Below are 25,083 nucleotides of genomic sequence, written 5' to 3' on the forward strand. Positions count from 1 at the left end.
ACGCTCATCCCTCGAGCTCGCGCAGCCAGCTGCGTGATGGCTGCGGGTGGGCGTCGCCGTGGTGCGGGCAGTCCGGGTTGTAGTGCAGGCCACGGGACTCGCGACGACGGCGTGCGCACTCGACGGTGAGGCGCGCCAGGCGCACCGCGTGCCACAGGCTGGCCAGCTCGGCACCGGGGGTGGTGCGTGCCACGGCCTCGCCGACCGTCGCCTGCAGGGCGGCGAGCGCCGAGGCCGCCTCCGCGAGCCCGGCGTCGCGACGCACGATGGCCACCCGGCGGCTCATCAGGTCGCGCAGTCGCTGGCGCCACTCGGCAAGCTCGGGCGGCGGGGCGTCGGCGACGACCTCTCCGGCTGAAGGCTCGGGAAGGGGAGTGCAGGGCGCCTCGCGCAGGGCGGCCGCACAGCTGCGGGCGAACACCAGGCACTCCAGCAGCGAGTTGCTGGCCATGCGGTTGGCGCCGTGGAGGCCGGTGCAGGCGACCTCGCCCACGGCGAAGAGGTGGGCCACGTCGGTGGCGCCATGGTGGTCGGTGGCCACGCCGCCGCAGCTGTAGTGGGCGGCGGGCACCACCGGAATGGGCACGGTGACGATATCCAGGCCACGCGACGCGCAGTGGGCATGGATGGTGGGGAAGTGGTGGCGGATTGCCGCCTCCCCCAGGTGGCGCACGTCGAGCAGCACATGGTCGCTGCCGGTGCGCTGCATCTCGGCATCGATGGCACGGGCCACCACGTCGCGGGGGGCCAGCTCGGCGCGCGGATCGACGCCCGGCATGAAGCGCTCGCCGTGGACGTTGAGCAGGCGTCCCCCCTCGCCGCGCACCGCCTCGCTGATCAGGAAGGGGCTGCCCTCCGGATCATAGAGGCAGGTGGGGTGGAACTGCTGGAACTCCAGGTTCATCAGGGTGGCGCCCAGCTCGGCGGCCATCAGCATCCCCTCGCCGCTGGCCGGCTGGGGGCTGGTGGTGTGGCGATAGAGGCCGCTGGCGCCGCCGGTGGCCAGCACGGTGTCGTGGGCCGGCAGCGTCACACGCCGGCCGGCGGCGTCGAGGCAGCGCGCTCCGCGGCAGCAGCCCTCGGCGTCCTGCAGCAGGCCGATGGCGGTGAGGTCGTCGCGGATGCGGATGGCCGGATGGGCGGCCGCGTGGGCCTTGAGGGTGTCCATCACCGCACGCCCGGTGGCGTCGGCGACATGGATGATGCGCCGGGCCCCGTGGCCGCCTTCGCGGGTGAGGTGGTAGGGGTAGCCGGCGTCGGGGCTGGTGTCGCGGGTGAAGGGCACGCCCAGCGAGAGCAGCCACTCGATGGCGGCGGGACCGTTCTCGACGGTGAAGCGCACCGCGGCCTCGTCGCACAGGCCGTCGCCCGCCACCAGGGTGTCCTGGACATGGGCCTCGAAGTCGTCGCCGGGGGAGAGCACCGCGGCGATGCCGCCCTGGGCCCAGCGGCTGGCACCCTGGTCGTCGCTGGCGGGACGCAGCAGGGTGACCGGACGGTGGTCCGCGACCTCCAGGGCCAGCACCAGGCCGGCGACACCGCCGCCGATGATCAGCACCTCAGGGTTGGCGTCGGGCATCTTGCGCTCCTTGGTCGGATGGTGCGGTATAGCGGCGTGCCCACTTGCGCCCGGAGGCGCGGCGCAGGCGGCGGCTGGGCAGGCGGTTGAGGCCGCCGAGCCGCTCGACCAGCTCCCGGGCCAGTCGGGCCAGCTCGCGGTTGAGCCACAGGTAACCGCTGGGACTGAACAGCACGCGCCCCTGGTCGCTCACCGCGCTGGTGGCGAGGTGGGCGTAGCGCTGCAGGTCGAAGAAGGCCACCTCGGCGGTGATGGGCTGGCCGGTGCGCACCTGGGTGGCCAGGGTATCCAGCTCGCGGGCCAGGCGATGCTGCTCCCCGCGAAGCCCCGTCATCGCCTCGATCTGGTCATGCCCGGCGCGGGTGGTCCAGTGGGTCTCCAGAAGCAGCTCGATGGTGGAGATCATGCGCCGCTGCAGGGAGATGATGTCGTCGAGTTCGTCGCGGCGCAGGCGCCGCTCGCGGTGAATGGCGTCCACCAGGCCGCGCTGCTTGACCAGTGCCGAGCTGGTGGCCTTGAGCAGGGCTCGGGTGTCGATGTCTACCGCTGCCGAGGCGGTGGTGTGGGCGTGGAAGAGGCGCGCCATGCGCTCGAGGTTCTCAGCCAGCATGAAGCGCATCATGTCGGTGGCCTTCTGGGGCAGCACCAGCACGGTGACGGCGATGCCCATCAGGGTGCCCAGCAGAACGTCGAAGGCGCGCCACAGGCCGACCCCGAGGTCGTGGCTGCCGTCGCCGATCACCAGCAGCAGGCTGATGGCGAACATCAGGCCGCTGTAGCCGTGGCGGTTGCCGAAGGTCCACCAGGTGGCCACGCCGATGGCGGCCAGGCCGCCCAGCGGCAGCAGCAGCGGGACGCTCGGCGGCAGCAGGAGCAGCAGCAGGCCGGAGCCGGCGCCCAGAGCGGTGCCCAGCAGGCGCTGGCGACCCTTGTCGAGCACGCCGCCGATATGCGGCAGGTTTCCCATGACCATGATGGTGCTGACCAGTGCCCAGCTGGAGTGGGGAATCTCGAACAGGCGAATGATCAGGAAGGTCAGGGCGAGGGCCAGCAGCACGCGCAGCACGTGCAGGCGACGGCGGAAGCGATAGGTGAAGAAGGGGTCGCGCAGCGGCGGCAGATTCATCGGGCCAGTATCATGGCAGTGCCCCATGGTGGGGTCGATCCGGCCTGGTGGCGGTGAGCTGGTGCCCGGAGCCGGGCTCGAACCGGCACGGTGTCGCCACCGAGGGATTTTAAGTCCCTTGCGTCTACCAATTTCGCCATCCGGGCGGCACGGTGTCGGGCGGATCGGGTCGATCGGGGGAGTGGAGGCTGGAGTCGGAATCGAACCGGCGTACACGGAGTTGCAGTCCGCTGCATAACCACTCTGCCATCCAGCCTCATCGAGTCAGAGATAATGGAGCGGGAAAGGAGATTCGAACTCCCGACCCTCGCCTTGGCAAGGCGATGCTCTACCACTGAGCTATTCCCGCCTGACTCGAGAGCGAATTATACGGATAAGCCGGTGACTGTCAAACGTTTTATGCTCGCCTGCGGGTGCTCGCCTACATGGAACGGCTGAGGTGCGGCCAGGCGGCCTTGAGGTAGAGGAACATCGACCACAGCGTCAGCACGGCGGCCACGTAGAGGGTGACCACGGCGAGCACCGCGATGGGGGTGCCGGGGGCGAAGGCGAGCAGCAGGAAGATCGCCACCATCTGCAGGGTGGTCTTGACCTTGCCGAGCCAGGAGACCGCCACGCTGCCGCGCTTGCCCATCTCGGCCATCCATTCCCGCAGCGCCGAGATCACGATCTCGCGACCGATGATCACCAGCGCCGGCAGGGTCAGCCAGAGGGCGTCGTAACGCTCGATCAGCAGCGCCAGGGCCACCGCCACCATCAGCTTGTCGGCCACCGGGTCGAGGAAGGCGCCGAAGGGGGTGGACTGGTTCCAGCGCCTGGCCAGGTAGCCGTCGAGCCAGTCGGTGATCGAGGCCAGGGCGAAGAAGGCGGCGGCCAGCGGCATGCTCCACGCGAAGGGCAGGTAGAAGAGCACCACCAGCAGCGGGATGAAGGCGATGCGGGCCAGGGTGAGGATATTCGGGATGTTCATCGCGCGAAGCTGTCCTTGCCGGTGATGGGGAGCATTGAGCGTAGGCGCATTCTATCCCCCTTGGCCGGCTTCATCCATGCAGGGCGCGATGGATGGTGTCGGCGAGGCTGTCGCTGATGCCCGGCACCCGGGCCAGCTCCTCGCGGCTGGCCTGCTTGACCCCGTGCAGGCCGCCGAAGAAGCGCAGCAGCTCGCGCCGGCGCTTGGGGCCGACGCCGGCGATGCCCTCCAGGGTGGAGGTGCGGCGCACCTTGTCGCGGCGGGTGCGGTGGCCGGTGATGGCGAAACGGTGCGACTCGTCGCGGATATGCTGGATCAGGTGCAGCGCCGGGGAGGCCGCCTCCAGGTCCAGGGTGCGATCCACGGTCTCCAGGAACAGCGTCTCCAGCCCGGCCTTGCGGGTGGTGCCCTTGGCCACACCGAGCAGGATGACGCCGCTGACCCCCAGCGAGGTGAGCACCTCCCGGGCCATGTTGAGCTGCCCCTTGCCGCCGTCCACCACCATCACGTCCGGCGCCACGCTCTCGCCCTCGGCGACGCGGCGGAAGCGGCGGGTCAACGCCTGCTGCATGGCGGCGTAGTCGTCGCCGGCGGCCACCCCCTCGATGTTGAAGCGGCGGTAGTCGGACTTGCGCGGCCCGTTCTCGTCGAACACCACGCAGGAGGCCACGGTCGCCTCGCCGTGGCTGTGGCTGATGTCGAAGCACTCCAGCCGCGCCGGCGGGGCGGCCATGCCGAGCGCCTCGCGCAAGGCCTCGAAGCGTCGCGCCAGCTGGGTCTGGTTGGCCAGCTGGCCGGCCAGCTGCTGCTCGGCGTTGGTGCGCGCCAGCTCCTTCCACTGGGCGCGGTGACCGCGTACCTGGTCGGTGAGGCGCACCCGGCGCCCCGCCCGCTCGGACAGCGCCCGGGCGATCAGCGCGGCATCGGGCACGGCGTGGCTGGTGATCACCTCGCGGGGGATCTCGCGGGCCTGGCCCAGGTAGTACTGGCTGACGAAGTCGCCGAGCAGCGCCTCGGGCGTGAGGTCCAGGCCGTTGGCGGGGGCGTGGTGGCGCGCCCCGAGCAGGCGCCCCTGGCGGATCGCCAATACCGAGATGCACAGTGCCCCGGGGCGGCTGGCCAGGGCGAAGACGTCGGCGTCGCCGTCGCCGGTATCCACGAACTGGCGCTGCTGCAGCTGGCGCAGCTGCTGGATCTGGTCGCGCAGGCGGGCCGCCTCCTCGAAGGCCAGCTGGCGGCTGGCGGCCTCCATGGCCTCGGTGAGCTCGCGGGTGACCTGCTCGCTCTTGCCCTCCAGGCACTGCACCGCGTGCTCCAGGTCGCGGCGGTAGTCGGCCTCGGCGATGTAGCCCACGCAGGGGGCGCTGCAGCGGTCGATCTGGTACTGCAGGCAGGGCCGCGTGCGGTGGGCGAAGACGCTGTCTTCGCAGTTGCGGATGCGGAAGATCTTCTGCATCAGCGACAGGCTCTCGCGCACGGCATGGCTGCTGGGGTAGGGGCCCAGGTAGCGGCCGTCATCGCGGCGGGTGCGGGCGCGCTTGTACTCCAGCGCCGGGAAGGGGTGGCGGTCGGTGACGAAGACGAAGGGGTAGGACTTGTCGTCGCGCAGCAGGATGTTGTAGGGCGGGCGCAGCTCCTTGATCAGCGTCTGCTCCAGCAGCAGCGCCTCGGTCTCGCTGTTGGTGACGGTGACCTGGATGTCGGCGATGCGCCCAACCAGCGCCTGGGACTTGGCGTTGAGCGCGCCGCGGAAGTAGCTGGCCAGGCGCGCCTTGAGGCGGCGCGCCTTGCCCACGTAGAGGGTATCGCCCTGGGCGTCCAGCATGCGGTAGACGCCGGGGGCCTCGCTGACATTGGCCAGGAAGCGGCGGTGATCGAAGCTCATGGCAAGGCGCTACTTGACGCTGGAGAAGCCTTCCACCAGCCCGTGGCGCAGCCCCAAGTGGGTGAGCTCCACGTCCGAGTCGACCCCCAGCTTCTCGAAGATGCGGTAGCGGTAGGTGTTGACGGTCTTGGGGCTGAGGAAGAGGCGGTCGGAGATGTCCGCCACCTTCTGGCAGTTGATGATCATCATCGCCACCTGCATCTCGCGGGAGGAGAGCTCGTCGAAGGGGTTCTCGGGCGAGTCGATGCGCGACAGCACCAGGCGCTGGGCGACGTCCGGGCTGACGTAGCGCTGGCCGTGGAACACCTCGCGGATGGCGCCGACCATCTCGTCGTGCTGGGAGTCCTTGCTCACCAGCCCCCAGGCGCCGGCGTCCAGCAGCCGCTGGGCGAAGGTGTCCTCCAGCCAGGCGGTCAGCACCAGTACCCGGGCGTCGGGCAGGGTGCGGGTGATCTTGCGCGTGGCCTCCAGGCCGCCGATGCCCGGCATGCGGATATCCATCAGCACCACGTCGGGCTTGAGGCGCCGCGTCTCGTTGATCGCTTCCTCGCCACTGGAGGCCTCGCCGACCACGCGCAGGTCCTTCTCGGCGTTCAGCAGGTGGGCCAGGCTGGTCCTGACCAGGTGATGGTCATCGGCAATCAGTACCTTGATCAACGCGGGGGACTCCTGAACGGCTCGACCACGACGAGTCGATCTCATCGAAGGGCAGGGGGATACGGGCTAGGCACGACAAGAGTGGCATAACTGGCCGCCGGGCAAAACCCTCCTTAGGAGGGTAACGAACGATGAAAAAAAGGCTTGACCCTCCCTGCCTGCCGCCGTATCATTCGCCCCGTTCTCGCGAGACGAGAAAGCGTGGGGCCTTAGCTCAGCTGGGAGAGCGCAACACTGGCAGTGTTGAGGTCAGCGGTTCGATCCCGCTAGGCTCCACCAACAAGACATGACGAATCAGCCGCTTAGCGTAGCTCGCTAGGCGGCTTTTTCGTGCGCTGGGAAAAAACTGGGAAAATACTGGGAAAACTCCACACGGCTGGCGGGCTACTTCAGGCCCTCGGGTAGATCGATCTCGGCGCCCAGCTTGGCGAAGACCAGGGCGCGCATCGCGGCCACCAGTGGCGTCGGCCCCAGCGAACACCTCGCCCCGGTCGCGCTCACCGGGCACACGGCATACCAGCGTTCATGCTCGCCATACTGCTGGCCGGTGTGGGTGTGGAGCTCGATCAGGTGCTGCTCGATCAGTGGGCCGCCCTGGCTCCAGTCGGTGGATGGCGAGTAGACATCTGGCCATCCGTCAGACGTGCGGCCCTTGAGGCCGATATGCTGTGCCCCGTTCGGCATGCCGATGATGTCGAGCTCTATTCCTGTCACTTGGGCCACAGCCCAATCGAGGGCAGCGCCCTCCAACTCTCTTACCCGCATCACGACACTCCTTCCAGTAGGGCGGCCATGCCCTTGCCCGGGCCTTTGGCATCCTGCCAGCGGATCCCGTGGCCGTCGAGGTAATGCTGGGTCATGCTCTCGTCGGCGTGGCCCATCAGCACCTGGATCTCGCCGAGGTCGGCGCCGCTGTCCTCGAGCAGCTTGGAGCCGAGCGAGCGGATCTCGTGGAAGGTGGGCCGCTGGCGCGGTTCCAGCCTGGCGATCTCTGGCACCTTATCGCGCAGGCGGGCGAAGGTCTTGGAGAGCATGTCATCGGTGACCCGGCTCCAGTGGTTCCGGGCTCGGGTCTCGGCAGTGATGCGCTGGTGCACTCGGTGGACGATGTAAGGCGAGACCGGAGGCACCAGGCGCGAGCGCTGGATGATGTCCTCGATGGCCGGTGTCACCTCGATGGCCACGTAGGCGCTGTGGCTGCGGGTGCGAGTCTTCTTCCTTATATAGCGAAGGCGCCCATCGACGATGTGGTCGTAGCGGGCGGCGGCGACCTCGGCGCGGCCGAACAGGCAGACCAGGGCGAGCTCCATGGCGATCTGGAACCAGGGCTCGGCCTGCTCATAGATGGCCTGGAACTGCCCGGGGGTGAGCCGGCGGCGCTGCTTGGTGTAGCCGGCATCGCTCTTGGCGGTGGGCTCGATGGGGTTGTCTTCCATCCAGCCCTTGGTGCGTGCGTACTGGAACACCTGGACCAGCAGGGCGCGGTGGTAGCGGTAGGGCTCGCCCTTGTAGTGCTCGTCCAGGTACTCGGCGCACCAGCGGGTAGTGATCTGTTCGAGGGGCATCTCGCCGCGGTCCTTCGCCAGGCGGGCGAGGGCGTAGCGCTTGTTGCGGCGCGTGCCGGCGGCCAGCTGGGTGGCGTTGTCGACCCGGTCGCGCTGGAACGCCTCGATGGCGGCGCCCAGGGTGAGCCCGCCAGTACCTTCCACTCGGGCAACGAGGTCGGTGCCCTTCACCAGCCGCGCGTTGAGCACCCGCGCGGCGGCCTGGGCCTTGGCCTTGTCGCTGCCCATGCCGTGCTTCTTGCCGGTGCGCGGGTTGCGGTAGGTGTAATAGCCCGCGGACTCGTAGAGGTTGGGCTCGAGCCCGCGGTGCTTGCGCTTGCGCGGCCTGGCTGCCATCAGCTGGTCTCCATCTCCTCGAGCACCTGGTCGGCGAGCTCGTTGCCGGTCATCAGCTTCTCGGCATCGAGGTCGATGTACCAGACCCCGCCGATGCGCTTGGCCGGGACCGTGCCCTCCCGGCACCACTTGCGGATGGTGGACATGGCCGGCGGCGTGCCGGCGAACCGGGCCTTCCGCCACTCCTCGGGCTTCATCAGCTTTCCCATCAGTCTAGTCTCCCGTCATCCTCGCGCCGCCCGGGCCATGCCCGCGGCCTTCCCGCCACTTCCTCTCCTGCTCGGCCTGGGCGTCGCTGGCGGCCTGCCGGCGCCTCTCCCTCTCCGTCTCGATGGCCTCCGGCACGCCCGGCGTTCTCTGCATCGCCTCGATGGCGCTCTGAGCCCGCTCCAGCTTGGCGCGCAGCCTATCGATTACTCGCCCGGCCACCTCGGCCACCTCCCACTCGCCCTTCGGCGTCTCGCCGTCCGCCTTCACCCGCCCCAGGCCGTAACAGCCGCCGCAGGGGCGGTCCTTCCGCCGCTTGATCTGGTCGGTGCCGCTGCCGTGGCAGACCGGGCAGGCGTCGGCGGGGATCTCCTGCCACTCGGCATCCCAGCGCGCCTGCTCGATGTAGTGGGTGGCCGGCGGCTCGACGCTCAGGTCGAGGTAGATCACCAGCGTCTGGCCGGCGAGCTGGCCCTCGCCCTGGGCGGTGCCGATCCGGGCCGCCCGGGTGCCGTGCTGGGTGTGGAGGTGCGTTGGCTTCACTCGGAGGGCTCCTCGGCTTGGCGGCGGAGTTGTTTGGCGAGGCAGTCAACAAACGCGACGCCAGCGGACCCCAGCTCCTCCCGGTACTCCTCAAGCAGTTCTGCCTGCCATTCGGCCCTGCGGCGGGCGAGGGAGGTGGCTGGGGCTTCGTCTAGCATCTCGGTCCAACCGCCGAAATGGTGATGTTCGTTGCAGAACTCGACAGCTTCGCGCAGCCGCTCCATATACACCGACAGGCCCTCGGCCGCCTCGAGGATGCGCTCGGCCCGCCCCTGGTGCGGTTCGTCCGGCACGCCCAGCGCCTTGGCCACCAGGTCCAGCACGGTCGCCTGGTCGCGGGCATAGTCGGCGGCGGCATCACGCTTGGCCTCTAGCTGCTGAATCCTTACCTCGGCCAGGGCCAGCGCACCGGCGAGGCCCTGCTGGTCATACGGGCAGCCTGCCAAACCGCCATTCCCGCAGACAGCGCACCCGCTGCGAGGGTATGGCTCTCCCCGCGCTTGCAGTACGTTGCGGCAGTTGTTGGGGCGGTGCTTCGGTTGATCGCTCATCCCTTCCTCCCGGCCTTGGCGGCCTCGTTGATCTTGTCTCGCCAGCTGTCGATGCCTTCCTGCCCCCCAGGTGTGCGGGGCGTGACACTGGCGCTGTATCGGGCAGCGGGCGCAGCCGCGCCCACCCTGGTAGTGGCGCTCGCAGGTGTCGAGGGCGAGCGGTGAAAGCTCAGTCATGTGCGGCCACCTGTGCCGGCACCGGGACGGGCAGGGCGTGCTGGCGCCGGCACAGGTGGCCCTGCTTGATCAGTTCCTCGCGCAGCTCCCGGGCGGCGCCGGGGGTGAGCCGGTGGCGGATGGGCGCCATGCAGCGCCGGCAGAACAGCGTGGCGAAGGGCTGGCCCTGGCTGCGCCCCACGGACCAGGTGATGGAGCAGGTCATGCCGGCACCCCCAGGGCTCGCCTGGCCCGCTTCAACTCCTTGCCCTTCGGCTTGATCACCTCGACCACTCGGGCGCTGGGGCACTGCCAGGAGAGCCCGGCCTCGGTGCAGTCGGGATCCGGTTCAATCTCGCCGACCGGCTGGCACTGGTAGACACGCCCGTCAGGCCAGGCACAGGCATACAGCAGTGCCGCCGGGTAGCTGGTGGTCAGGTAGACGCGATCCTTGCGGTGGACGCCAGCCGCACCGAACTCGGAAAGCGAAGGCGCGCCAGTTTCGTCGGGAGGCAGCAGGCGGTCACCGTGGCGACGTCCAGCCGGCCCGCCGTGGTAATAGATGGTCATGCCTCGTCCTCCCTAAGCCACGCCTGCCGCACCAGCTCCCACGCCTGGCGGTCGCAGTCCATGCCCAGCGGGCGGTAGGCGCGGCCTTCGGCCCGGGCTTTGTCGTCGTCCTCGAACTCGCGCTCCAGGTCGCGCTGGATCACCCGACGGGTGTGGGCGGGGATCGTCGGCCAGGCCTCGGCGAGCTGCTGGGCGAACGCGGCGGCGGCGATGGTCTTGCGTCCGTAGCAGTAGCGGGCTGCGAAGATAAGCAGCTCGTGGGCGTCGAAGGCGAGAAGGTGCTGGTGGCTGTTGTCGATCGTCATGCCGTCATCTCCCCGCGGCTGATGCCTTGGGCAAGCTCCAGGGCGGCCCGAGCTTTCTCCGCGATCACCATCCTGTTGTGCCCGGTGGCGCTGCCGTCCACGGCGATGCGCTCAATGCTCTCCAGCGCCTCCTCGAGTTGCTGGCAGACGCGCAGCCGGTTGCCGTCGAAGTCCACCGCGACAAGCTCGCCGCCGTTGATCTTGGTGTCGGCACGGTAAGCGGGCCATTCGCCCTCGGGGTAGCGCACGACGAGAGTGTGGGTATGGATCATGCCTCGCCCTCCATCGCCTTGGCGGCCTTGCGCACGATCGCTGCGGCCATCTTGCGGCGGGCGGCCTGGCCTTCCTTGCCCCTGAGTTCAATGAGCAGATCCAGCGCGAGCGTGGCGGCCTCGGCGGTGCGGTGGGCCAGCATCCCCTCCAGGCTGATCTGGGCGTCGCTGACGCTGGTGTTGAGCAGGGCTTGTAGGCTCATGTCAGTCTCCCTTGATGCGTTTGGTGTCGCCCTGGGGCAGGAAGTCAGAGGGCAGGGCCTGGCCGGTGGCCTTGGCATACTCCACTTCGATCTTGGCGGTGCCGATGATGGCGCTGGCCACCTGGCTGACGGCCTTGGCGCGGGTCACCTCGCGCTGCAGGGCCTCGTCGGTCAGCTCCTCGCCGTTGGCGTCGTCCTTGAGGCGCTCCAGTTGGAGGAAGAGGTGCTCGCGCAGGTCACTGACACTTGTCTTCATGGGGGTGGCTCCGGTTGTTGATCATGCGGTTGAGGGCGCCCTTGAGCTGCACCACCTGGCGCAGCTCGGCGGGGAAGCGCAAGTAGGTGTTGCGGCGCATCAGGTCGCTGCGGCTGACCAGCTCGAGGTTGTCGATGGCGGTGTTTGCCTTGTCGCCGTCGCGGAAGACCAGGGCATGCCCGGGCGGTACCGGCTGGCCGGTGTGCGCTTCCCACACCAGGTGGTGCACCATGCGCCAGTCGCGGGGCGGGTAGCCGATGTCGGTGACCTTGCGCTGGAGGTAGCCGTCAGAATTCACGCGCTCGCTGCCGACCGGGGCGTAGCTGTGGGGCTTCTGCCTCTTCTGGAAGCGGGTGTGCTTGCCGCCGATGTCGATCCCCTTCATACCCTTGTTCCAGGGGCGCTGGCCGGGCTTGAACGCGGCACTGTGGCGGGCCTTGTGAGCCTCGCTCTTGCGCACGCCGAGCTTGATGGCCTGGTTCTTGATGCTGGCCTCGCTGCGCCCGAAGATCCGCGCCAGGGTGGCGTTGGTGTCGTCCGGGTAGAGGCGGGCGAGCAGGTCGAGGTCGTCATCGCTCCAGGGGCGGAAGTCGTTACGACAGGGCATCGGTCACCTCCACCTCGTCCGGCCTTGGCTCGCAGGGCACCCGGCCGGAGTAGGTCACGCAGGCCTCGGTGTCGTGGTCGTGAAAGCGGCAGGGGATGGTGGCTTCTTCCACCATCTGGAGATGCGCCACCTGGCGCTGCAGCTGGCGCAGGGCCTCGATGATCTGCAGCACGGTGGGCCAGCCGAGGGTGACGCCGCCCTGGCCCTGGCGGGCGCGGGCGAGCTCCAGGAGCTTCTCGGGGTCGATGCGGGTCAGGTCAGCCATGGTGGGGCCTCCAGTAGTCGACGCTCAGAGCGTGAAGGTCGGCGGCGGCGGCATCGCTGCGCCAGGTGGCCAGGCGAGGCTGAGCAGCAGCCAGGCCAGCAGTGCGGCGTCGAGCAGCCAGATCAGCGTGGTGGATGGATGCATAGCGGTATCCTCCGGCGGCGCGCGGGGACTGGCCGTGGTGCTGGTCCTGGTTGGCGATGGCGTTGCCGCGCAGAGCGGGCCAGCCCCCCGCCTGTAGGCGTTGCCCCAGGGCGTTGCAGGGCAGGTCGGTGGTGCGGATCTCCAGGGCGGTCATGCGCGGGCCTCCTGTTGCTGGCGCTGGGCGCGTTGGCGACGGGCCTGCAAGGTGCGCAGCCGGGCGCGCCGTTCGGTGGCGTTGCGCTTCAGCTCCTTGCGTAGCCCCTGGCCCTTCTCCTGGATGCGGCTGTGCACCCAATGGCGGCTGACGTGGTGGCCGTGTGCGGCGAGCCGCTCGACGATCTGCGGCACCGTCATGCGCTCCACCTCGATGCAGTCACGGATGATGCGCTCGGCCTCGGGGATGATCCGGCGGTTGCGGCCGCGGCGGTTGGGATCGCGCAGCCCGATGCGCTCGGTGGCGCCGCGCACCTGGGTGTAGGTGCGGCCCATCTCGGTGGCGATCTGCTCGTAGGTGAGCCCCTGCTCGAGCAGCTGCTCCAGGCGGTCGTAGTCCTCACGGGTCCAGGGCTCGCCGCACATGGTGGCGCGCCGCTGGCCGCTGGCGCCGAGGTGGTAGAAGACGCCGTGCTTGACGCTCCGCCAGCTGCGGCCCATCCGCTCGGCGATCTCGGTGTAGGTCAGGGCCGGGTCGGTCTGCTCCACCAGCTGCCGCAGGCGGGCGATCTCGGGCTCGGTCCAGCGCTTCCAGGTCTTGGCCATGGCGCCCTCCTCACTGCTGCGCCAGCTGGCGCTGGTCATATCCCGCCGGCCACAGCCCGGGGCAGTGCTCGGCGGCGATCTCGTCGTAGTCGGGGTGGCCGGTGCGGTGCTCGGGGCGGATGCCGCGAGACTCCTCCACCAGCCATGTGGCGACGCCCTGGCAGTAGACCTCGCGCTCGGCCTGGGCCACGTCCTGGTCGTAGGTGTTGAGGGCCATCACCGCGCCGATCAGGCCGGCGACGATGGCGATCCACATGGCGCGGTTGAGCAGGTAGGGGATCATGCGAGCACCTCAAGCGTGGTGGTGAGGGCGCCGGTGTGGCGCTCCACGTAGTCCATGGCGGCCCAGGTGGCGTAGGCCACGCCCAGGGCGAGCAGGCCGAGGTAGATCAGCGCGCCTTTCATGCCGTCGCCTCCGCGGGCTGGGCCGGGGCGGGGGCGCCGTCGATCAGCTCCTGGAGCGCGGTGCAGAGGTGGCCGAGCTGCTGGGCGCTCTGCTGGCGCTGGTCCTCGGTGCTCTCTGGCCCGGGAATGGCGACCGACACACGCAGGCCAACTCCGTCCAGCCAGCGGGCGTTGATGGGCTTGGTCCAGACCTGCACCTCCTGCCCGCCGTGAGCGGCGATGTTGTCGCGCACCTCGCAGCTGGCGTTGTGCTGGCCCAGCAGGTTGAGCACGACGACCTGGCTCTGGGCGCGCATCAGGTTGAGGGTGAAGCCGTCCTGCAGGCCGGCGTCGTGCAGGGCCTGGCCGGCGGGGGTGCGGTTGGCGTTGGTGAATTCCATGGTCAGATCCTCCGGACCCAATAGCGGTTGCCGAGGTCCACGGCCAGGCCATCGAGGAAGGCCTTGCGGTGGGGTGGGCGAATGGTGGCCAGGCGCAGGCGGCCGCGGCGTTGCGGGTGGCCGCGCTCGCTGATCTCGACGTTCAGGATCATGCGCTCGGCTGCCTGTGCGGTGACGGTGGTCATGCGTACACACTCCCGAGATCACGCCGGGCGACCCGGCTGGTGGCGGTAACGGGCTGGCGGCGGGTGACCGGCTGGCGCACGCGCATCAGCTCGTCGCTGTCCTGGTTCAGGCTGCTGACGATCAGCGCCAGCACGAGAGGGGCGATCCAGCCGCGGCGGATGGCCTCGGCCACGGCGGCGGTGACCCGGTAGGCGCCGACCTTGTGATAGGCGCGGTCGAGCCCGTGGCGCACGGTGGCGGGGCTGCGCCCGGTGGCCTTGGCGATCTCCTTGCGGGTCATGCCGGCGGCGGCATGCAGGAGGTAGGTGGCCTCCATCAGCGTGAAGCCGGGGGCGGCGCGCTCGTCGTGAGCGATGGCCTTCCAGTTCCCGAGGGTGATTTCCATGGCGGCCTCCGTGGGCGGCGTGTGTTGATGCACTTAATATAGGAAAGCCTGTTTTGTGGGTCAACAGGAATACCTATATTTTTTCACCCGGCCATGAAAAAGCCCGGCGCGGGGCCGGGCTGTAGGAGATCGCTTACATGGTGTGGAGGTGGTGGCCTACGGTGCTGGCGCACGGTGTGGGCCATGCTGTGGGGGTGGCGCAAGCCGAATGCGACCCGCGGGCCGCCGGAAGACGCCGCGCCACGCCTTGCCCCGCGCCCTGGTCATGGATGGCCAGGGCGTTACTGTGTGCGTATCGAGGATGGGGTAAAGTGGATTACAGCTGGTTGCGCAGGCAGCGCAGGTAATAGGTGTTCGAGAACTCCGTCGTGATTCTCTGCTGGTATTCTCGCGAGGAGAAGCGCGGTTCATCGAAGGCCGCGATGATCATCTTCTTGATCCAGTCTTCCCCTTGTGAATGCGCCATCATCGCACTGATGCCGGTGCCTGTCTGGCGAGCCTTCATGACCTCGCGGGCCAGCTTGGAGACCACAGCGCACTGACCCTCCTTGGTCTTGGGGGGCTCTGGCGGCGGTGGTGGTGGCGGCGCGGGCTCACCAAATTGGCGCTTGAGGGTGCCTTCTGGGCAGGGATCGCCCTGGTAGTAGGTTCGGCCGTTGATTTCACAGTGATAGCCCGCCTGCGCCTGGGCCATTAGCGGCACCAGCAGCAGGGTAGCAGCGACAGCGGTGGCGCGAAGCATGGGATCAGCTTGCGGGCAGGAAGCGCATGATGGCGAAGACAAGGCCAGCGACGGTGATGATTGTGCCGACGTTCCACATGATCATCTGACGACCGAGCGAGTGCATCTCGCCGCGGACCTTTTCGACTTCCAGGCGCACGTCGTTCAATCCATCGCGAGTCGCATAGGTTGCCTTGATGGTGGCCAGATCCTCACGGACGACCCTCATATCACCCTCCAGGTGCTCGACTCGTGCTGTCAGGTCGCTCATGGGCGGCTCTCCTCCATCGTTGCCGCCAGTATAGCCGCTTCGCCTGCGCTTGCGGTAAGGGGCTAAATTGATGGGTTCACGCGCCATCGTTCACCCCCAGCGACAGGCCATCCACCACCAGGTCCTTGAGGAACCAGCTGACGTTGCCGCAGCAGTAGCAGGCCACGGCCAGGAAAGGCACCGGGTCGAACCCTGGCGGGTGGCCGATCTGCTGCATGAACTCGTAGGCGTCGCCCTCTTCCTCGCCCAGCGGGCTTAGCGCAGTGTCGCCACAGGCAGGGCAGCGGCCTTGCAAGGGTGTGGCGGTATACACCCAGTCGATCAGCGCCTCCGTGGACACGCGGACATCACGCTTGTCGTTGGTCACAGGAAGTTCTCCACCCAGAAGACCCGGCCGAGGATGCGCGGGGCCTCGGGATCGTTGGTGTGGTAGATCTCCTCGGGGTACTCGGCGGTGTTCTCGCTGACCACACGCATGCGGCCCGGAGGCAGGCGGTAGAGGCGCTTGATGCGCAGCATGCCGTCGTGGTCCAGGGCGTAGACCTGGCCGTCCTGGATGGTGCGGCTGCCCTTGTCGATGCCGATGGTGGCGCCGTCCTGGATGGCGGGCGTCATGGAATCGCCCTTGGCCACGGCCAGGGCGGCGTTCTCGGGGCTGACGCCTGAGCGCGCCAGACGGGGCAGCGAGAAGCGCTCCTGGGCGCCGTGGTTCTCGATCACCTGGGTGGCTCCATTCCCTGCGGCGAACTCTACTTCCCTGTAGATCGGCAGCCACACCTCGTCGGGGCGCAGCGGCTCGTCGCCTTCCACTATCTCCACATCGACCATCTCGGCGTTGCTTTCGACAGCGCGCCGGGGGCGCATCTCGCTGACATTGCTCTCCATCTGGCCTTCGCCGGTGGCGAGCCAGTGGGGGTCGACCTTGCATGCGTGCGCGATCTGCACCAGGTAAGCGCTAGAGCGCGAGTCCCCCTTCTCCAAGTCGGAGATGGTGGCCTGCTTAAGCCCAACCGCTTTGCCTAGCTCGGTCTGCGTCAGCTTCGCGTGTTTTCGGGCACGCCTTACCCGTTCGCCAATGCTCATATCCACGGAAGATATAGGCGCCCCTATACGCTTGCAAAAAGGAGTTCCTATCTCTACCTTATAGGCATTCCTGTTTTCAGCGAGCGCGCAGCACATGGATCAGACCATCGAACGACTCATCAAGCACTTTGGAACCCAGGAGAGCACTGCTGAAGCTCTTGGGGTTAAGCAGGGCACGGTTTCGGGATGGGTGCGTGGGAAGCATGGGATCTCTCCTGCGGTGGCTCTGCGCGCCGAGCGCCTGACTGGCGGCCGTTTCACGGCGGCGGAGCTATGCCCGGCGGTGTTCGGTGATGAGGCCCTCCAGGCCGCTGCCGATTGATCCCAGCTTATGCCACCGCCCGAGGTTTCGCCGCGGGCCCCGGTGGCCCTGATCGAACGTACAGGGGTTTTGCCATGCAGCACCACGACCACCAGAAGCAGTGCTACGCGCTGATCACCGAGACCACCCGCCTGCAGGAGCAGATCCAGGATCGTGCTGAGCGTGAGGCCACGCCCAGCGCGCACACCTGCCGCCTGCTGGGCCGCTACCACGACGCCATGGCCCAGCTGCTGGCGCTGCGCCCGGCTCACGATGCGGAGGCCAAGGCGCGCCAGGTGCGTACTGGGCAGCAGCACAAGGCTGAGGCCGGCGAGTGGTGGGCGAGGGCGAAGGCCCTGGTGGAGGGAGTGTCATGAGCATTATCACCAAGCTCTACGACCGCCTGACCGGTGTGCTGGGGCGGGACTGCCAGGGGAGGCCGCTGCGGCGTGGCGATCGCGTCGAACCGGCGGTGCCTCCGCATAAGTGCGACGAGCTCGCCCAGGGCCCGGGTGAGGTGATTGGTATCAAGCCAGGATCCGCAAACGTCAAGGGGTTAAGACCGCGCCTGATGGTCCGCAATGCCAACGGGGTGGCCCATGGTGCCCCCGAGTGTTGGCGCCGGCTGGATGACGACGAGAAGGCGAGCTGGCGCCTGGTGGCCAAGGCCACGGGCTGGCAGCCACGCACGGTACCGCAACGCGACGAGGTAGAGGCATGAGCCTGGCAGCAATGCACTGGGCACGGCAGACGATGCGCCACGCTCCGGCCAGCGTGAAGGCCCCGGCGCGGCTGGCGCTGATGCTGCTGGCCGACTACGCCGACGAGGATCACGTGAGCTGGCCTTCGCTGGGCACCATGGCCGAGGAGATGGGCTGCTCCAAGCGCAGCGTGCAGCGCGCGATCGACGCCCTGGAAGACCACGGCCTGGTGGCGGTGGAGATTCGGCACGCGGCGAACGGTCGGCAGCAGTCGAACCGCTATCGGCTGGCCGTTGGGGGAGGGTGTCAATCTGTCACCCCCTCTACATCTGACCAATTAGGGGAGGGTGACAATCTGACACCCTCCGAGGGTGACAAATTGGCAGGGGAGGGTGACAGCCCTGTCAGGGGGAGGGTGACACCGGTGTCACCCCTTGAATCTACCACTAGGACTCTACCCCCCTCTCTCTCTGACGCGGGCGAGGCGCCGAGCGTGTTCGACCGAGCGGCGGACCTGGACGACCAGGGCGAGCCGATCGAGCCCGAGGTAGGCGAGACCTCGCCCCAGCCCCTGGCGGACCACGTGGGCCGCAAGACCTCGATGACCCTCGAGTGGGAGCCGGAGCCCGCCGCCTGGCAGCGCGCCTGCTGGGAGCGTGGGCTGGCGCCGGATGCCGATGTGCACCAGGCGCTGATCGACTTCCGCGATCACTTCGCCGCCCGCCCCGGGCGTGTCGAGACCCCCGCTGACTGGACCCGCCGCTTCGCGCGCTGGGTCGCCGAGAACCTGCAACGCCAGCCGGCGCAGTCCGCCACCACCGGAGGTGCCCATGCCAACGCAAACCGCCGCGAGCGTACTCCAGCGCGCCGTCTCACCGCAGCAGAGGCGCGTGCACGTGACCGAGCCCGCCATGAGCCAGGAGGCGCCGTCTACGAGGGGGAGCACCATGCCCTCGGTCACTGAGCAGGACATGGACCTGGTGTTCGACGCCCTGGGCGCGATGTACGGGGCCAAGTTCAGTAGCCAGTGGGGTGCCTACGACGAGGGCGGCGTGTGGCTGGCCGAGCTGGCGCACCTGAGCCGCAGGCACCTGGAGCGGGGCATCCGCCGCCTGCGCCAGCAGGTGCGCGAGGCAGCCCGGGCCGGCGACGAGGCATGGCCGCCCCAGCCGGTGGCTTTCGCCGCGCTGTGCGAGCCGCGCCCGGAGGATCTGGGCATGCCGGCGGTGAGCGCCGCGTGGCGAGAGGCGGCGGGGCATGCCCACGCGCCCTCCGAGCACGCCTGGAGCCACGAGGCGGTGCGCCTGGCCGGCCAGGCCGTGGGCTGGTGGGAGCTGACTCATGGGGGCGGCGAGACCAAGGCCGCACGCCTGGAGAATCGCTTCGCGCGGGAATACACCGCCCTGGTCAACCGGGTGATGGCCGGCGAGGAGCTCACGCCACGCCAGCTGCTCGAGCACGACGGCAGTCGCAGCGCCGCCGAGCTGGCGGAGCGCGCCGGCCGGGAGGCGGCACAGCAGCAGGCGGAGGCCGCGGGCCTGCCGGATCGCATGAACGCCGACCAGGGGCTGCGCAGCCTGCGGGCGGCATTGGGGAGGGGCTGACCATGGGTGCACTGGCACAACCGACATCGAACGAGATCAAGCGCGAGGGGCTCGCCGACGTCCGCCGCTCAGGCCGCACCGCCCGGCAGCAGCTCAAGATCCTGCACACGCTGTTCTGGCATGCGGTGGGCGAGGGGGCCACTCGGCAGCAGCTCGCCGAGGCGCTGGAGATCCCGCTTTCGAGCATCTGCGGGCGCTGCTCCGAGCTGCTCGACCTGGATCTGATCGAGCCGATCGGTACCCAGGGCAAGCCGGCCCGGCAGGTGCTGGCGATCAGTGACAAGGGCAGCGCGTGGCTGGTGGCGCAGGAGCATGCGCAGGCAGAGGAGGTGGGGCCGTGATCTCAATGGATCTCTTTGGTGGGCTTCCTGAGCATCGGCAGATCCTGCTCTCCTACGGCGGCGGCAAGGACAGCACGGCCATGATCGCCATGGATCTCAACCGTGATGCAGCCGCAAGCTACCTCGGCATCACCAGGGAGGTGCTCGACAAGGCCCTGCCAGTCTTCGACCGCGCTGTGTTCAGCGATCCCGGCGCCGAGTTCGGCGTCACCTACCAGACCATCGACCGCGTCAAGCTCGAACTCGGCGCCCGCCTGGTCATCACCCGGCGGGAGGGCGAGACGATCGCCGAGTGGTGCCACCGCCTGGGCATCGTCCCGATCATGCCCGGCGGCGCCCACGTCTGCTCCAAGAAGTTCAAGGGAGACGTCCTGGCGGCCTGGGCCAAGGCCCAGGGTATCACCGAGCCCGTCTGGCTGATCGGAATCGAGGCCAACGAAGGCCGTCGGGCTAAGCGCTTCACGCCACCAGCTGGCGATACCGCTGAGTACCGTTACCCGCTGATCGATCTCGGCCTGACCCGGGAGGATATTGACGGCCTCCTGGTGCACCTGGGCTGGCCCAACGTCCACAAGTCCAGCTGTACGTTCTGCCCCTACATGGCCGAGTGGGAACTCCGCGACATGTACTGGAACCACCCCGAGGAGTGGGCACAGGTCGCCGAGATCGAACGCCGCTTCAAAGAGGTGTCCCGGCTGAAGCACCAGGCATGGATCGATGCCGGCGAGCCGCTCAATTCCGGCGGGAGAGCGCCACCTGGAATGTGGCGCAAGGACAGCTGGGCCGCGGGCGCCCGCCTTTTTGCCAAGACCATCAACGGACGTCGCTTATCGGTCCAGGAATGGGCGGAACGCTTCGAAAACCTGATAGCGAGGGAAGCCGCATGAAACCCATCGACATCGAGAACCTGATCCTGCTGAAGCTGAGCCGGGCGACACCCATGACGATCGCTAAGCTGCAGCGACTGCTGAAACCAGCCCAGGGCAAGGGGCCGATCTGGCGCCAGGTGGCTAACGCGGTGTATCGCCTGGAGCGCCAGGGGCTGGTGCACATCGTGGGGGACGAGCTTGCCGGCGACGTGTCGCTGCCGATCTTCGGGCTGTCGCAGGCCGGCAAGCTGGAGGCACAGCGGGTGGCCTCGCTTCGCCCGGGAGCGCTGGCGGTGCCGCAGGCGGAAGGGGAGGCGGGTCATGCGTGAGTGTGCTTCTCCGAACTGCCATGGGCTGGCTGCCCACCCAAGTCGCCTGTGCTGGTGCTGCCGCTGCCGACGTGAAGCCCAATTCGCCGCCGAGGATGCGTTGGGGGATGCGATGGCGCGCCGTCGCGGCCTGGGGGCGAGCTCCACCGCCTGTGATGAACAGCTGGCCCCAGGCTTCGATGACCCGGATGCGCCGGTTGACGACGGCCTGACTGAGGCAGGAAGGCGCATCGCGAAAGCCTGGGGAATCGAGAATTATCATCTGGCCAGCTTCCCGGTGGACGATCCGGCCCAGGGCCGCAAATTCGACCATGACAAGCCGCGCTTCGACCTGCTGGTGGAGGGCATGCCCCGCGCGCTGGAGGAGGTCGCCATGGTGCTGACCTTCGGCAGCCAGAAGTACGCCGACCACAACTGGCAGCACGTCGACCGGGCGGCCCAGCGCTACCTGGCCGCGGGCATGCGCCACGAGCTGGCGCTAGCCACCGGTGAGACCCACGACCCGGAGACCGGCGCCCACCACCTGGCGCACAAGCTGTGCTGCGATCTGTTCCGGCTCGAGCTGGCGCTGCGGGACGAGGAGGTGACATGCAGATGACCACCACCGCACCCCTTCGTCGACCCAGCACCCGGCTGTGCCCGGGCTGCGATCGCCACCGGCCCCACGGCCACTTCTCCGAGGCGGTGATCCTCGACAAAGACCCGCAACGCTGGCGCCGGGTGGAGCACGACGTGTGTCGCGCTTGCCGTGCCGGATCCGTCGCGGCACCGGGGAGGGCGATGCGATGACCTTCCTTCTGGATGCCTTCCTGGTGCTGCTGTGCTTCGGCCTGGTGGTGGCTCTGCTGGTGCTGGATATGGTGATGACGCTGCAAGAGGAGATCCGCCGTGACGACTGAGACCAAGGGCGGCGGCATCGCTCGCCAGGCGGCGATGCTGTGCGAGGAGCCGGCCTTCCGGCTCTACCTGGACCATCGGCGTCGGCAACGGTTGTCGCTGACTCGCCAGCAACTGCCGGACGGCACCCATACCGGTGAGGATGCCGCTGATGCGATCCGCCAGGCGTGCGGGGTGAACAGCCGGGCGCAACTGGACCACCTGCCCGAGGCGGCCAGCATGTTCGGCCGCATTGTGCGCGATTTCCACCGCTGGCGCGGGAGGGTGGGCCAATGATCGTCGAGCGTGCCGAGGAGCTGATCAATGAGCGCCGGTTCTGCGAGTGGCTGGACGCGACTCAGGCGCATGGCTCGGGCTGGCCGCACAACCGCACCTCGGCGCTGGCCTGGCTGCTGGAGGAGTGCGAGATCGACTGTCTGCGCAGCCTGCGGGTGGACCCGGAGGCTGCGGCAACCTACGAGCAGATCGAACGGCGCTTCGCCGCCTGGGACCGCAACGGGGAGCTGGAGGTATGAGCCTGCCGAGACGCAAGAAGGTGCCGACGCTGGCGCAGATCAAGCGCAACCCGCCCCCGGGAGCGAAGGGCTACCGGCGACCGGACGAGAAGGGCAAACGCAAACCAGGGCAGGGGAGGCGCTGATGGAGGTCTGGATGCCGTGGCCGCCGAGCACCAACCGCATCTGGCGCAACGTGGGCAAGCGCACGCTGCTGAGCAAGGAGGCTCGGCTGTTCCGCAATCGGGCCCGGGGCGAGCTGCTGGCGCAGGGTGCGGCCAACCGCCAGCTGGCGGGCCGTGTGGCGGTGGAGGTGGTGCTGTATCCCAAGAACGGCCGGGCCTTCGACATCGACAACAAGCTGAAGGCGCTGCTGGATGCGCTGACGTTCAGCCGGGTGTGGCTGGATGACGGGCAGGTGGACGAGATTCGGGTGGTGAGGGGGCCGCAGCAGGAGGAGGCGCGGGCCCGGGTGACGATCATGGAGATGGCAGGAGGCGAGCATGGGCATGGCACTGGCGAGGCTGACGGAGGCGGCGACGATGACGCGTGACGAGTGGCAGCGGGTGGCCAACCCGTGGCGGATCGTGGAGGCGGCCCAGGAGGACGAGGCGGCGCGGGATGCGGCGGTGGTGCGCATCATCGACACCTGCCTGGAGCTGCAGCTGGTGCGCCGGCATGACAGCGTGGGGTATCAGCCTTTCTCGGTGACGGGGAACATTCCGATGCCTGGCTCGGGCAAGGCGATCGACCAGGCGATGATGGCGGCGGAGAAGTATCGACCGGACAGCGAGTGGCATCAGGCGTGCGCGCGGCTGCTGGACTGGCTGCCCCGGCGACAGGCGGCGGCAATGATGCTGCAGGCGGCCCGGGTGCGCCCCGGGGTGGTGGGGGATTGCCAGTGGGCGGTGACAGCGCGGCAGATGGTGGAGCGCCAGGAGGTGCTGCTACGCAGCCTGGGGATGCGGGAGCATGTGACCCGGCCGTTCGAGAGCGTGAGAGCCCTGCAGGAATGCGCGGCCAGGGCGCGTGGTCGGCTGCGGGAGTGGTTGGCTGTCGGCGCGACACAAGATGTTGACGAAGTGAGGGGTTAGCGCTACCTTATGGAGTAGGCTGCTGGCGCTTCGCGCTGAAAGCCGCCCCTTCTCGACGCCCCGCCCGGTTCTGCCTGGCGGGGCGTCTTGCATACCGGCCCCTCGCTACCATCTGCGGTAAGGCGACCGTGGGGCCTGTAGCTGCCACCCTCAGGCGGCGTGCCTCATGCTTCGGCAGAAAGAAGCTTACGGCGGTGATGAGGGGTATCCCGCCAGCCACCACATACCCGCCAAGCCTCTGCCAGGGGATGGGAATGCCCGTCCGGCGGCACGCTTAAATCGTGCGGGTTTTTCAACACGGCGCCCGGACGAACCAATCGGAGATCCCGAACGGTTCGGCTCGGGCGTTCTTTATGCCGGCCTGCGGACTTGCCCCTCCGCCCTGGTAAGGGCCGGCACCCTTCACCCGGTGCGGGGTGATCCCTCGGCCACGGATGGCCACCTCTTTCGTGATGACGCCGCCACCTGGTGTCCTTGCCCGCTCGGCGGGCTCTTTCTTCTGCCGGTGATGTCATGCCCCAGGTCTCTCGCCACTTCAAGCGCCGCGAATTCGCGTGTGCATGCGGCTGCGGCTTCGACACTATCGACTCCGAGACGCTGCGCATCCTGGAGGCGGTGCGGCAGCACTTCGGCGCCCCGGTGGTCGTGACCAGTGCCGCGCGCTGCCGCCAACACAACGCCGATGTGGGCGGGGCCAGCCGCAGCCAGCACATCTACGGCCGCGCGGCTGACATCAAGGTGACCGGACACCCGGCGGCGATCGTCGCTGATTTCATCGAGGAGCAGTTCCCGTGGGCTAGTGTGGGCCGCTACCTGACGTTCACCCATGTAGATACCCGCACTCACGGGCCAGCTCGCTGGGGGCGCAATGCTTGACCCTAAGGATCCGGTGGATGTGTGGCAGCTGGTCTTCGAGCAGACGCCGGCGGTGCTGCGCTGGGTGCTGGGGGTGCTGACCATGGGCATCTTCACGCTGGCGGGCGTGCTTTACCGCTGGCACCGGGACGACCTCAAGGAAGTGCATGTGCGCATGGATCGCCTCGAGAAGCGCATGGAAGAGCGGCACGCCGAGACCAACCGGCTGCTCCTGCAGATCAGCAACAACACGAGAGGCAGATCATGAAGCGAATCATCTTCGCGCTGCTGGCGGCCCTGGCCGCCGCCGGCTGTGCCAGCATCGACTCACCGATGGATGACGGCTATCAGTTCGGCGACCTGACCGGCACTGTGCTGAGCCTGCAAGCCGAATACTGTGCCACCGCCGACCCGCGTGAGCGCGCCTTTCGCCTGGCGGCCCTGCGCGCTGCCGGTGTGCCTATTCCCCGCTCTGGTGCCTGTGCCGACATCCTCGCGCTGATGCCCGAGGTGGAGCTGGACATCGACACTGCCGAGACCGAGGCCGACCGGCGCCGTTTCGAGGAGATGCGCCATGCAGGTGGAGATCCCGCACCGGCTGCTGACGACCCGCGCGCCGAGTGATGCCCCAGCCCCCTGGGCCAGGCACGCCACTCGCTGGATGGTGGCATCTACCTGGGTGGTGATCGCGGACGGCAAGCGCTTCGAGATCCCGGTGGGCTTCGTGTTCGATGGCTCAAGCGTGCCGCGGCTGCTGTGGTGGCTTTGGCCGCCAGGCTATGCGCCGGCATGGGAGGCGGCGTGCTTCCACGACTGGTGCTATGCGTTCGGCTATCGCCGGGTGAGCAAGCGCTTCGCGGACGACGCCTTCCGCTCGATCATGCTCAGACAGGGGGCCAGGCCGTGGATCGCCCGCATCTTCCACGCCGCTGTATCACGGTTTGGGCGCGGCGGTTGGTAGCCCGCTGGTACCTGCGCGCCTTGGTGCTGCAGTACCTGCTGGCGCTGTGGTGGCACACCCGGAGGAAAAACCATGACCGCAAGAGAGCGCACCGCTGACACCATGCGGCGCAGTGCCGGCGGCGCTGGTGTCGGCCTGCCGGTGGTGCTGCACTGGCTGGCGCAGCAGGCCGGCATCGAGCTGCCGATGGACGTGGCCCTGGCCATGGCCGGCATGATCGGGCTGGCGCTTGGCAAGCTGCAGGACTGAC

The 25,083-nt window shown here is 68.5% G+C and carries 47 protein-coding genes and 4 tRNA genes; 20 read left to right on the plus strand and 31 right to left on the minus strand.

Features of this window, described 5'->3' with window-relative positions:
• Positions 1–4: 4 nt before the first annotated feature.
• The 8 genes from nadB to BLP95_RS13645 form a co-directional block, all read right to left on the minus strand.
• Positions 5–1,579 carry an L-aspartate oxidase gene (gene nadB / locus BLP95_RS13610; protein WP_089680279.1) on the minus strand — a complete coding sequence of 525 codons (1,575 nt, stop codon included), beginning with the start codon at positions 1,577–1,579 and terminating at the stop codon, positions 5–7.
• Positions 1,560–2,705, minus strand: coding sequence for an FUSC family protein (locus BLP95_RS13615; protein ID WP_089680280.1), 1,146 nt, complete (start codon positions 2,703–2,705; stop codon positions 1,560–1,562). The genes nadB and BLP95_RS13615 overlap by 20 nt, the downstream gene beginning before the upstream one ends.
• Positions 2,706–2,764: 59 nt before the next feature.
• Positions 2,765–2,851: transfer RNA gene (locus BLP95_RS13620), tRNA-Leu, on the minus strand.
• Between the two features lie 36 nt (positions 2,852–2,887).
• Positions 2,888–2,961 (minus strand) — tRNA-Cys (locus BLP95_RS13625).
• Positions 2,962–2,979: 18 nt separating this feature from the next.
• Positions 2,980–3,054, minus strand: a tRNA-Gly gene (locus tag BLP95_RS13630).
• Between the two features lie 72 nt (positions 3,055–3,126).
• A complete protein-coding gene (pgsA, locus tag BLP95_RS13635) occupies positions 3,127–3,675 on the minus strand; it encodes a CDP-diacylglycerol--glycerol-3-phosphate 3-phosphatidyltransferase (RefSeq protein ID WP_089680282.1) in 549 nt (182 codons plus the stop codon).
• Positions 3,676–3,745: 70 nt separating this feature from the next.
• Positions 3,746–5,560, minus strand: a complete 1,815-nt coding sequence (gene uvrC, locus BLP95_RS13640; RefSeq protein WP_089680284.1) for an excinuclease ABC subunit UvrC — start codon at positions 5,558–5,560, stop codon at positions 3,746–3,748.
• 9 nt (positions 5,561–5,569) lie between these two features.
• Positions 5,570–6,217, minus strand: a complete 648-nt coding sequence (locus tag BLP95_RS13645) for a response regulator (RefSeq protein WP_023006771.1) — start codon at positions 6,215–6,217, stop codon at positions 5,570–5,572.
• Between the two features lie 203 nt (positions 6,218–6,420).
• Between BLP95_RS13645 and BLP95_RS13650 the strand changes: the two genes are divergently transcribed.
• Positions 6,421–6,496, plus strand: a tRNA-Ala gene (locus tag BLP95_RS13650).
• Between the two features lie 105 nt (positions 6,497–6,601).
• Here the strand turns inward: BLP95_RS13650 and BLP95_RS13655 are convergent.
• From BLP95_RS13655 to BLP95_RS13760, 23 genes are all read right to left on the minus strand, one after another.
• Positions 6,602–6,982, minus strand: a complete 381-nt coding sequence (locus BLP95_RS13655) for a phage protein NinX family protein (protein ID WP_089680286.1) — start codon at positions 6,980–6,982, stop codon at positions 6,602–6,604.
• Positions 6,982–8,118, minus strand: coding sequence for a phage integrase Arm DNA-binding domain-containing protein (locus BLP95_RS13660; protein ID WP_089680289.1), 1,137 nt, complete (start codon positions 8,116–8,118; stop codon positions 6,982–6,984). Before BLP95_RS13660 ends, BLP95_RS13655 begins: the two co-directional genes overlap by 1 nt.
• Positions 8,118–8,327: a MerR family transcriptional regulator gene (locus BLP95_RS13665; RefSeq protein WP_089680291.1), complete on the minus strand. Its 210-nt coding sequence runs from the start codon at positions 8,325–8,327 to the stop codon at positions 8,118–8,120. Before BLP95_RS13665 ends, BLP95_RS13660 begins: the two co-directional genes overlap by 1 nt.
• Positions 8,328–8,331: 4 nt before the next feature.
• Positions 8,332–8,868, minus strand: a complete 537-nt coding sequence (locus BLP95_RS13670) for a hypothetical protein (RefSeq protein ID WP_089680293.1) — start codon at positions 8,866–8,868, stop codon at positions 8,332–8,334.
• Positions 8,865–9,419, minus strand: a complete 555-nt coding sequence (locus BLP95_RS13675; RefSeq protein WP_143004430.1) for a hypothetical protein — start codon at positions 9,417–9,419, stop codon at positions 8,865–8,867. The genes BLP95_RS13670 and BLP95_RS13675 overlap by 4 nt, the downstream gene beginning before the upstream one ends.
• Positions 9,420–9,588: 169 nt before the next feature.
• Positions 9,589–9,801: a hypothetical protein gene (locus BLP95_RS13680; protein ID WP_089680296.1), complete on the minus strand. Its 213-nt coding sequence runs from the start codon at positions 9,799–9,801 to the stop codon at positions 9,589–9,591.
• Complete coding sequence (locus BLP95_RS13685; RefSeq protein ID WP_089680298.1) at positions 9,798–10,145, minus strand: hypothetical protein; 348 nt, start codon at positions 10,143–10,145, stop codon at positions 9,798–9,800. The genes BLP95_RS13680 and BLP95_RS13685 overlap by 4 nt, the downstream gene beginning before the upstream one ends.
• On the minus strand, positions 10,142–10,450 hold the full coding sequence (locus BLP95_RS13690) for a hypothetical protein (RefSeq protein WP_089680299.1): 309 nt from the start codon (positions 10,448–10,450) through the stop codon (positions 10,142–10,144). The genes BLP95_RS13685 and BLP95_RS13690 overlap by 4 nt, the downstream gene beginning before the upstream one ends.
• A complete protein-coding gene (locus BLP95_RS13695; protein ID WP_089680301.1) occupies positions 10,447–10,722 on the minus strand; it encodes a hypothetical protein in 276 nt (91 codons plus the stop codon). Before BLP95_RS13695 ends, BLP95_RS13690 begins: the two co-directional genes overlap by 4 nt.
• Positions 10,719–10,925, minus strand: a complete 207-nt coding sequence (locus BLP95_RS13700; RefSeq protein ID WP_089680303.1) for a hypothetical protein — start codon at positions 10,923–10,925, stop codon at positions 10,719–10,721. The genes BLP95_RS13695 and BLP95_RS13700 overlap by 4 nt, the downstream gene beginning before the upstream one ends.
• Position 10,926: 1 nt before the next feature.
• Entirely contained in the window at positions 10,927–11,181 is a 255-nt protein-coding gene (locus BLP95_RS13705) for a hypothetical protein (RefSeq protein WP_176760295.1), read from the minus strand.
• Positions 11,162–11,788, minus strand: a complete 627-nt coding sequence (locus BLP95_RS13710; protein ID WP_089680306.1) for an HNH endonuclease signature motif containing protein — start codon at positions 11,786–11,788, stop codon at positions 11,162–11,164. The genes BLP95_RS13705 and BLP95_RS13710 overlap by 20 nt, the downstream gene beginning before the upstream one ends.
• A complete protein-coding gene (locus tag BLP95_RS13715; RefSeq protein ID WP_089680308.1) occupies positions 11,775–12,053 on the minus strand; it encodes a hypothetical protein in 279 nt (92 codons plus the stop codon). The genes BLP95_RS13710 and BLP95_RS13715 overlap by 14 nt, the downstream gene beginning before the upstream one ends.
• Positions 12,054–12,347: 294 nt before the next feature.
• Positions 12,348–12,956, minus strand: a complete 609-nt coding sequence (locus BLP95_RS13720; protein WP_089680310.1) for a hypothetical protein — start codon at positions 12,954–12,956, stop codon at positions 12,348–12,350.
• 10 nt (positions 12,957–12,966) lie between these two features.
• Complete coding sequence (locus BLP95_RS13725) at positions 12,967–13,239, minus strand: hypothetical protein (RefSeq protein WP_089680311.1); 273 nt, start codon at positions 13,237–13,239, stop codon at positions 12,967–12,969.
• A complete protein-coding gene (locus BLP95_RS17195) occupies positions 13,236–13,361 on the minus strand; it encodes a hypothetical protein (protein ID WP_281187382.1) in 126 nt (41 codons plus the stop codon). Before BLP95_RS17195 ends, BLP95_RS13725 begins: the two co-directional genes overlap by 4 nt.
• Positions 13,358–13,741 carry a hypothetical protein gene (locus BLP95_RS13730; protein ID WP_089680314.1) on the minus strand — a complete coding sequence of 128 codons (384 nt, stop codon included), beginning with the start codon at positions 13,739–13,741 and terminating at the stop codon, positions 13,358–13,360. Before BLP95_RS13730 ends, BLP95_RS17195 begins: the two co-directional genes overlap by 4 nt.
• 2 nt (positions 13,742–13,743) lie before the next feature.
• Positions 13,744–13,926: a hypothetical protein gene (locus tag BLP95_RS13735; protein WP_089680316.1), complete on the minus strand. Its 183-nt coding sequence runs from the start codon at positions 13,924–13,926 to the stop codon at positions 13,744–13,746.
• Positions 13,923–14,312, minus strand: coding sequence for a helix-turn-helix domain-containing protein (locus BLP95_RS13740; RefSeq protein ID WP_089680318.1), 390 nt, complete (start codon positions 14,310–14,312; stop codon positions 13,923–13,925). The genes BLP95_RS13735 and BLP95_RS13740 overlap by 4 nt, the downstream gene beginning before the upstream one ends.
• Positions 14,313–14,628: 316 nt before the next feature.
• The gene (locus tag BLP95_RS16750; RefSeq protein ID WP_143004431.1) at positions 14,629–15,054 is read right to left on the minus strand and encodes a DUF4124 domain-containing protein; all 426 of its coding nucleotides are present in this window, start codon (positions 15,052–15,054) and stop codon (positions 14,629–14,631) included.
• Between the two features lie 4 nt (positions 15,055–15,058).
• A complete protein-coding gene (locus BLP95_RS13750; RefSeq protein WP_089680321.1) occupies positions 15,059–15,304 on the minus strand; it encodes a hypothetical protein in 246 nt (81 codons plus the stop codon).
• A gap of 76 nt (positions 15,305–15,380) precedes the next feature.
• Entirely contained in the window at positions 15,381–15,671 is a 291-nt protein-coding gene (locus BLP95_RS13755) for a hypothetical protein (RefSeq protein ID WP_089680323.1), read from the minus strand.
• Positions 15,668–16,483 carry a S24 family peptidase gene (locus BLP95_RS13760; RefSeq protein ID WP_089680325.1) on the minus strand — a complete coding sequence of 272 codons (816 nt, stop codon included), beginning with the start codon at positions 16,481–16,483 and terminating at the stop codon, positions 15,668–15,670. Before BLP95_RS13760 ends, BLP95_RS13755 begins: the two co-directional genes overlap by 4 nt.
• Here BLP95_RS13760 and BLP95_RS13765 point away from each other — a divergent pair.
• The 19 genes from BLP95_RS13765 (at position 16,482) to BLP95_RS16905 (ending at position 25,082) form a co-directional block, all read left to right on the plus strand.
• Positions 16,482–16,709, plus strand: coding sequence for a transcriptional regulator (locus BLP95_RS13765; RefSeq protein ID WP_089680327.1), 228 nt, complete (start codon positions 16,482–16,484; stop codon positions 16,707–16,709). The genes BLP95_RS13760 and BLP95_RS13765 overlap by 2 nt on opposite strands.
• 74 nt (positions 16,710–16,783) lie before the next feature.
• The gene (locus tag BLP95_RS13770; protein ID WP_089680329.1) at positions 16,784–17,065 is read left to right on the plus strand and encodes a hypothetical protein; all 282 of its coding nucleotides are present in this window, start codon (positions 16,784–16,786) and stop codon (positions 17,063–17,065) included.
• Positions 17,062–17,409: a hypothetical protein gene (locus tag BLP95_RS13775; RefSeq protein WP_089680331.1), complete on the plus strand. Its 348-nt coding sequence runs from the start codon at positions 17,062–17,064 to the stop codon at positions 17,407–17,409. The genes BLP95_RS13770 and BLP95_RS13775 overlap by 4 nt, the downstream gene beginning before the upstream one ends.
• Entirely contained in the window at positions 17,406–18,353 is a 948-nt protein-coding gene (locus tag BLP95_RS13780; protein WP_089680333.1) for a helix-turn-helix domain-containing protein, read from the plus strand. Before BLP95_RS13775 ends, BLP95_RS13780 begins: the two co-directional genes overlap by 4 nt.
• Positions 18,337–18,993, plus strand: a complete 657-nt coding sequence (locus BLP95_RS13785) for a replication protein P (protein ID WP_089680335.1) — start codon at positions 18,337–18,339, stop codon at positions 18,991–18,993. Before BLP95_RS13780 ends, BLP95_RS13785 begins: the two co-directional genes overlap by 17 nt.
• Positions 18,994–18,995: 2 nt before the next feature.
• Entirely contained in the window at positions 18,996–19,334 is a 339-nt protein-coding gene (locus BLP95_RS13790; RefSeq protein ID WP_089680337.1) for a hypothetical protein, read from the plus strand.
• Complete coding sequence (locus tag BLP95_RS13795; protein WP_089680339.1) at positions 19,331–20,221, plus strand: adenine nucleotide alpha hydrolase family protein; 891 nt, start codon at positions 19,331–19,333, stop codon at positions 20,219–20,221. Before BLP95_RS13790 ends, BLP95_RS13795 begins: the two co-directional genes overlap by 4 nt.
• Entirely contained in the window at positions 20,218–20,532 is a 315-nt protein-coding gene (locus BLP95_RS13800; RefSeq protein WP_089680341.1) for a hypothetical protein, read from the plus strand. Before BLP95_RS13795 ends, BLP95_RS13800 begins: the two co-directional genes overlap by 4 nt.
• A gap of 112 nt (positions 20,533–20,644) precedes the next feature.
• Positions 20,645–21,130, plus strand: coding sequence for a dATP/dGTP diphosphohydrolase domain-containing protein (locus BLP95_RS13805; RefSeq protein WP_218118547.1), 486 nt, complete (start codon positions 20,645–20,647; stop codon positions 21,128–21,130).
• A gap of 290 nt (positions 21,131–21,420) precedes the next feature.
• Entirely contained in the window at positions 21,421–21,705 is a 285-nt protein-coding gene (locus tag BLP95_RS13810) for a hypothetical protein (protein WP_089680343.1), read from the plus strand.
• The gene (locus BLP95_RS16900; RefSeq protein ID WP_176760293.1) at positions 21,702–21,944 is read left to right on the plus strand and encodes a hypothetical protein; all 243 of its coding nucleotides are present in this window, start codon (positions 21,702–21,704) and stop codon (positions 21,942–21,944) included. Before BLP95_RS13810 ends, BLP95_RS16900 begins: the two co-directional genes overlap by 4 nt.
• Positions 21,941–22,069 carry a hypothetical protein gene (locus BLP95_RS17200; protein ID WP_281187383.1) on the plus strand — a complete coding sequence of 43 codons (129 nt, stop codon included), beginning with the start codon at positions 21,941–21,943 and terminating at the stop codon, positions 22,067–22,069. Before BLP95_RS16900 ends, BLP95_RS17200 begins: the two co-directional genes overlap by 4 nt.
• Entirely contained in the window at positions 22,069–22,476 is a 408-nt protein-coding gene (locus tag BLP95_RS17205; protein WP_218118548.1) for a RusA family crossover junction endodeoxyribonuclease, read from the plus strand. The genes BLP95_RS17200 and BLP95_RS17205 overlap by 1 nt, the downstream gene beginning before the upstream one ends.
• Complete coding sequence (locus BLP95_RS17210; protein ID WP_089680345.1) at positions 22,427–23,017, plus strand: hypothetical protein; 591 nt, start codon at positions 22,427–22,429, stop codon at positions 23,015–23,017. The genes BLP95_RS17205 and BLP95_RS17210 overlap by 50 nt, the downstream gene beginning before the upstream one ends.
• Positions 23,018–23,530: 513 nt before the next feature.
• Entirely contained in the window at positions 23,531–23,893 is a 363-nt protein-coding gene (locus tag BLP95_RS13825; protein ID WP_089680347.1) for a D-Ala-D-Ala carboxypeptidase family metallohydrolase, read from the plus strand.
• Positions 23,886–24,140, plus strand: a complete 255-nt coding sequence (locus BLP95_RS13830; protein ID WP_143004432.1) for a hypothetical protein — start codon at positions 23,886–23,888, stop codon at positions 24,138–24,140. Before BLP95_RS13825 ends, BLP95_RS13830 begins: the two co-directional genes overlap by 8 nt.
• Complete coding sequence (locus BLP95_RS13835) at positions 24,137–24,496, plus strand: hypothetical protein (RefSeq protein ID WP_089680351.1); 360 nt, start codon at positions 24,137–24,139, stop codon at positions 24,494–24,496. The genes BLP95_RS13830 and BLP95_RS13835 overlap by 4 nt, the downstream gene beginning before the upstream one ends.
• Positions 24,447–24,833, plus strand: a complete 387-nt coding sequence (locus BLP95_RS13840; protein ID WP_089680352.1) for a DUF1353 domain-containing protein — start codon at positions 24,447–24,449, stop codon at positions 24,831–24,833. The genes BLP95_RS13835 and BLP95_RS13840 overlap by 50 nt, the downstream gene beginning before the upstream one ends.
• A gap of 72 nt (positions 24,834–24,905) precedes the next feature.
• Positions 24,906–25,082, plus strand: a complete 177-nt coding sequence (locus BLP95_RS16905; RefSeq protein ID WP_176760297.1) for a hypothetical protein — start codon at positions 24,906–24,908, stop codon at positions 25,080–25,082.
• The last annotated feature ends 1 nt before the right edge of the window (position 25,083 follow it).

The sequence above is a fragment of the Halomonas shengliensis genome (genome assembly GCF_900104135.1).
GTDB classification, from domain to species: Bacteria; Pseudomonadota; Gammaproteobacteria; order Pseudomonadales; family Halomonadaceae; genus Halomonas; species Halomonas shengliensis.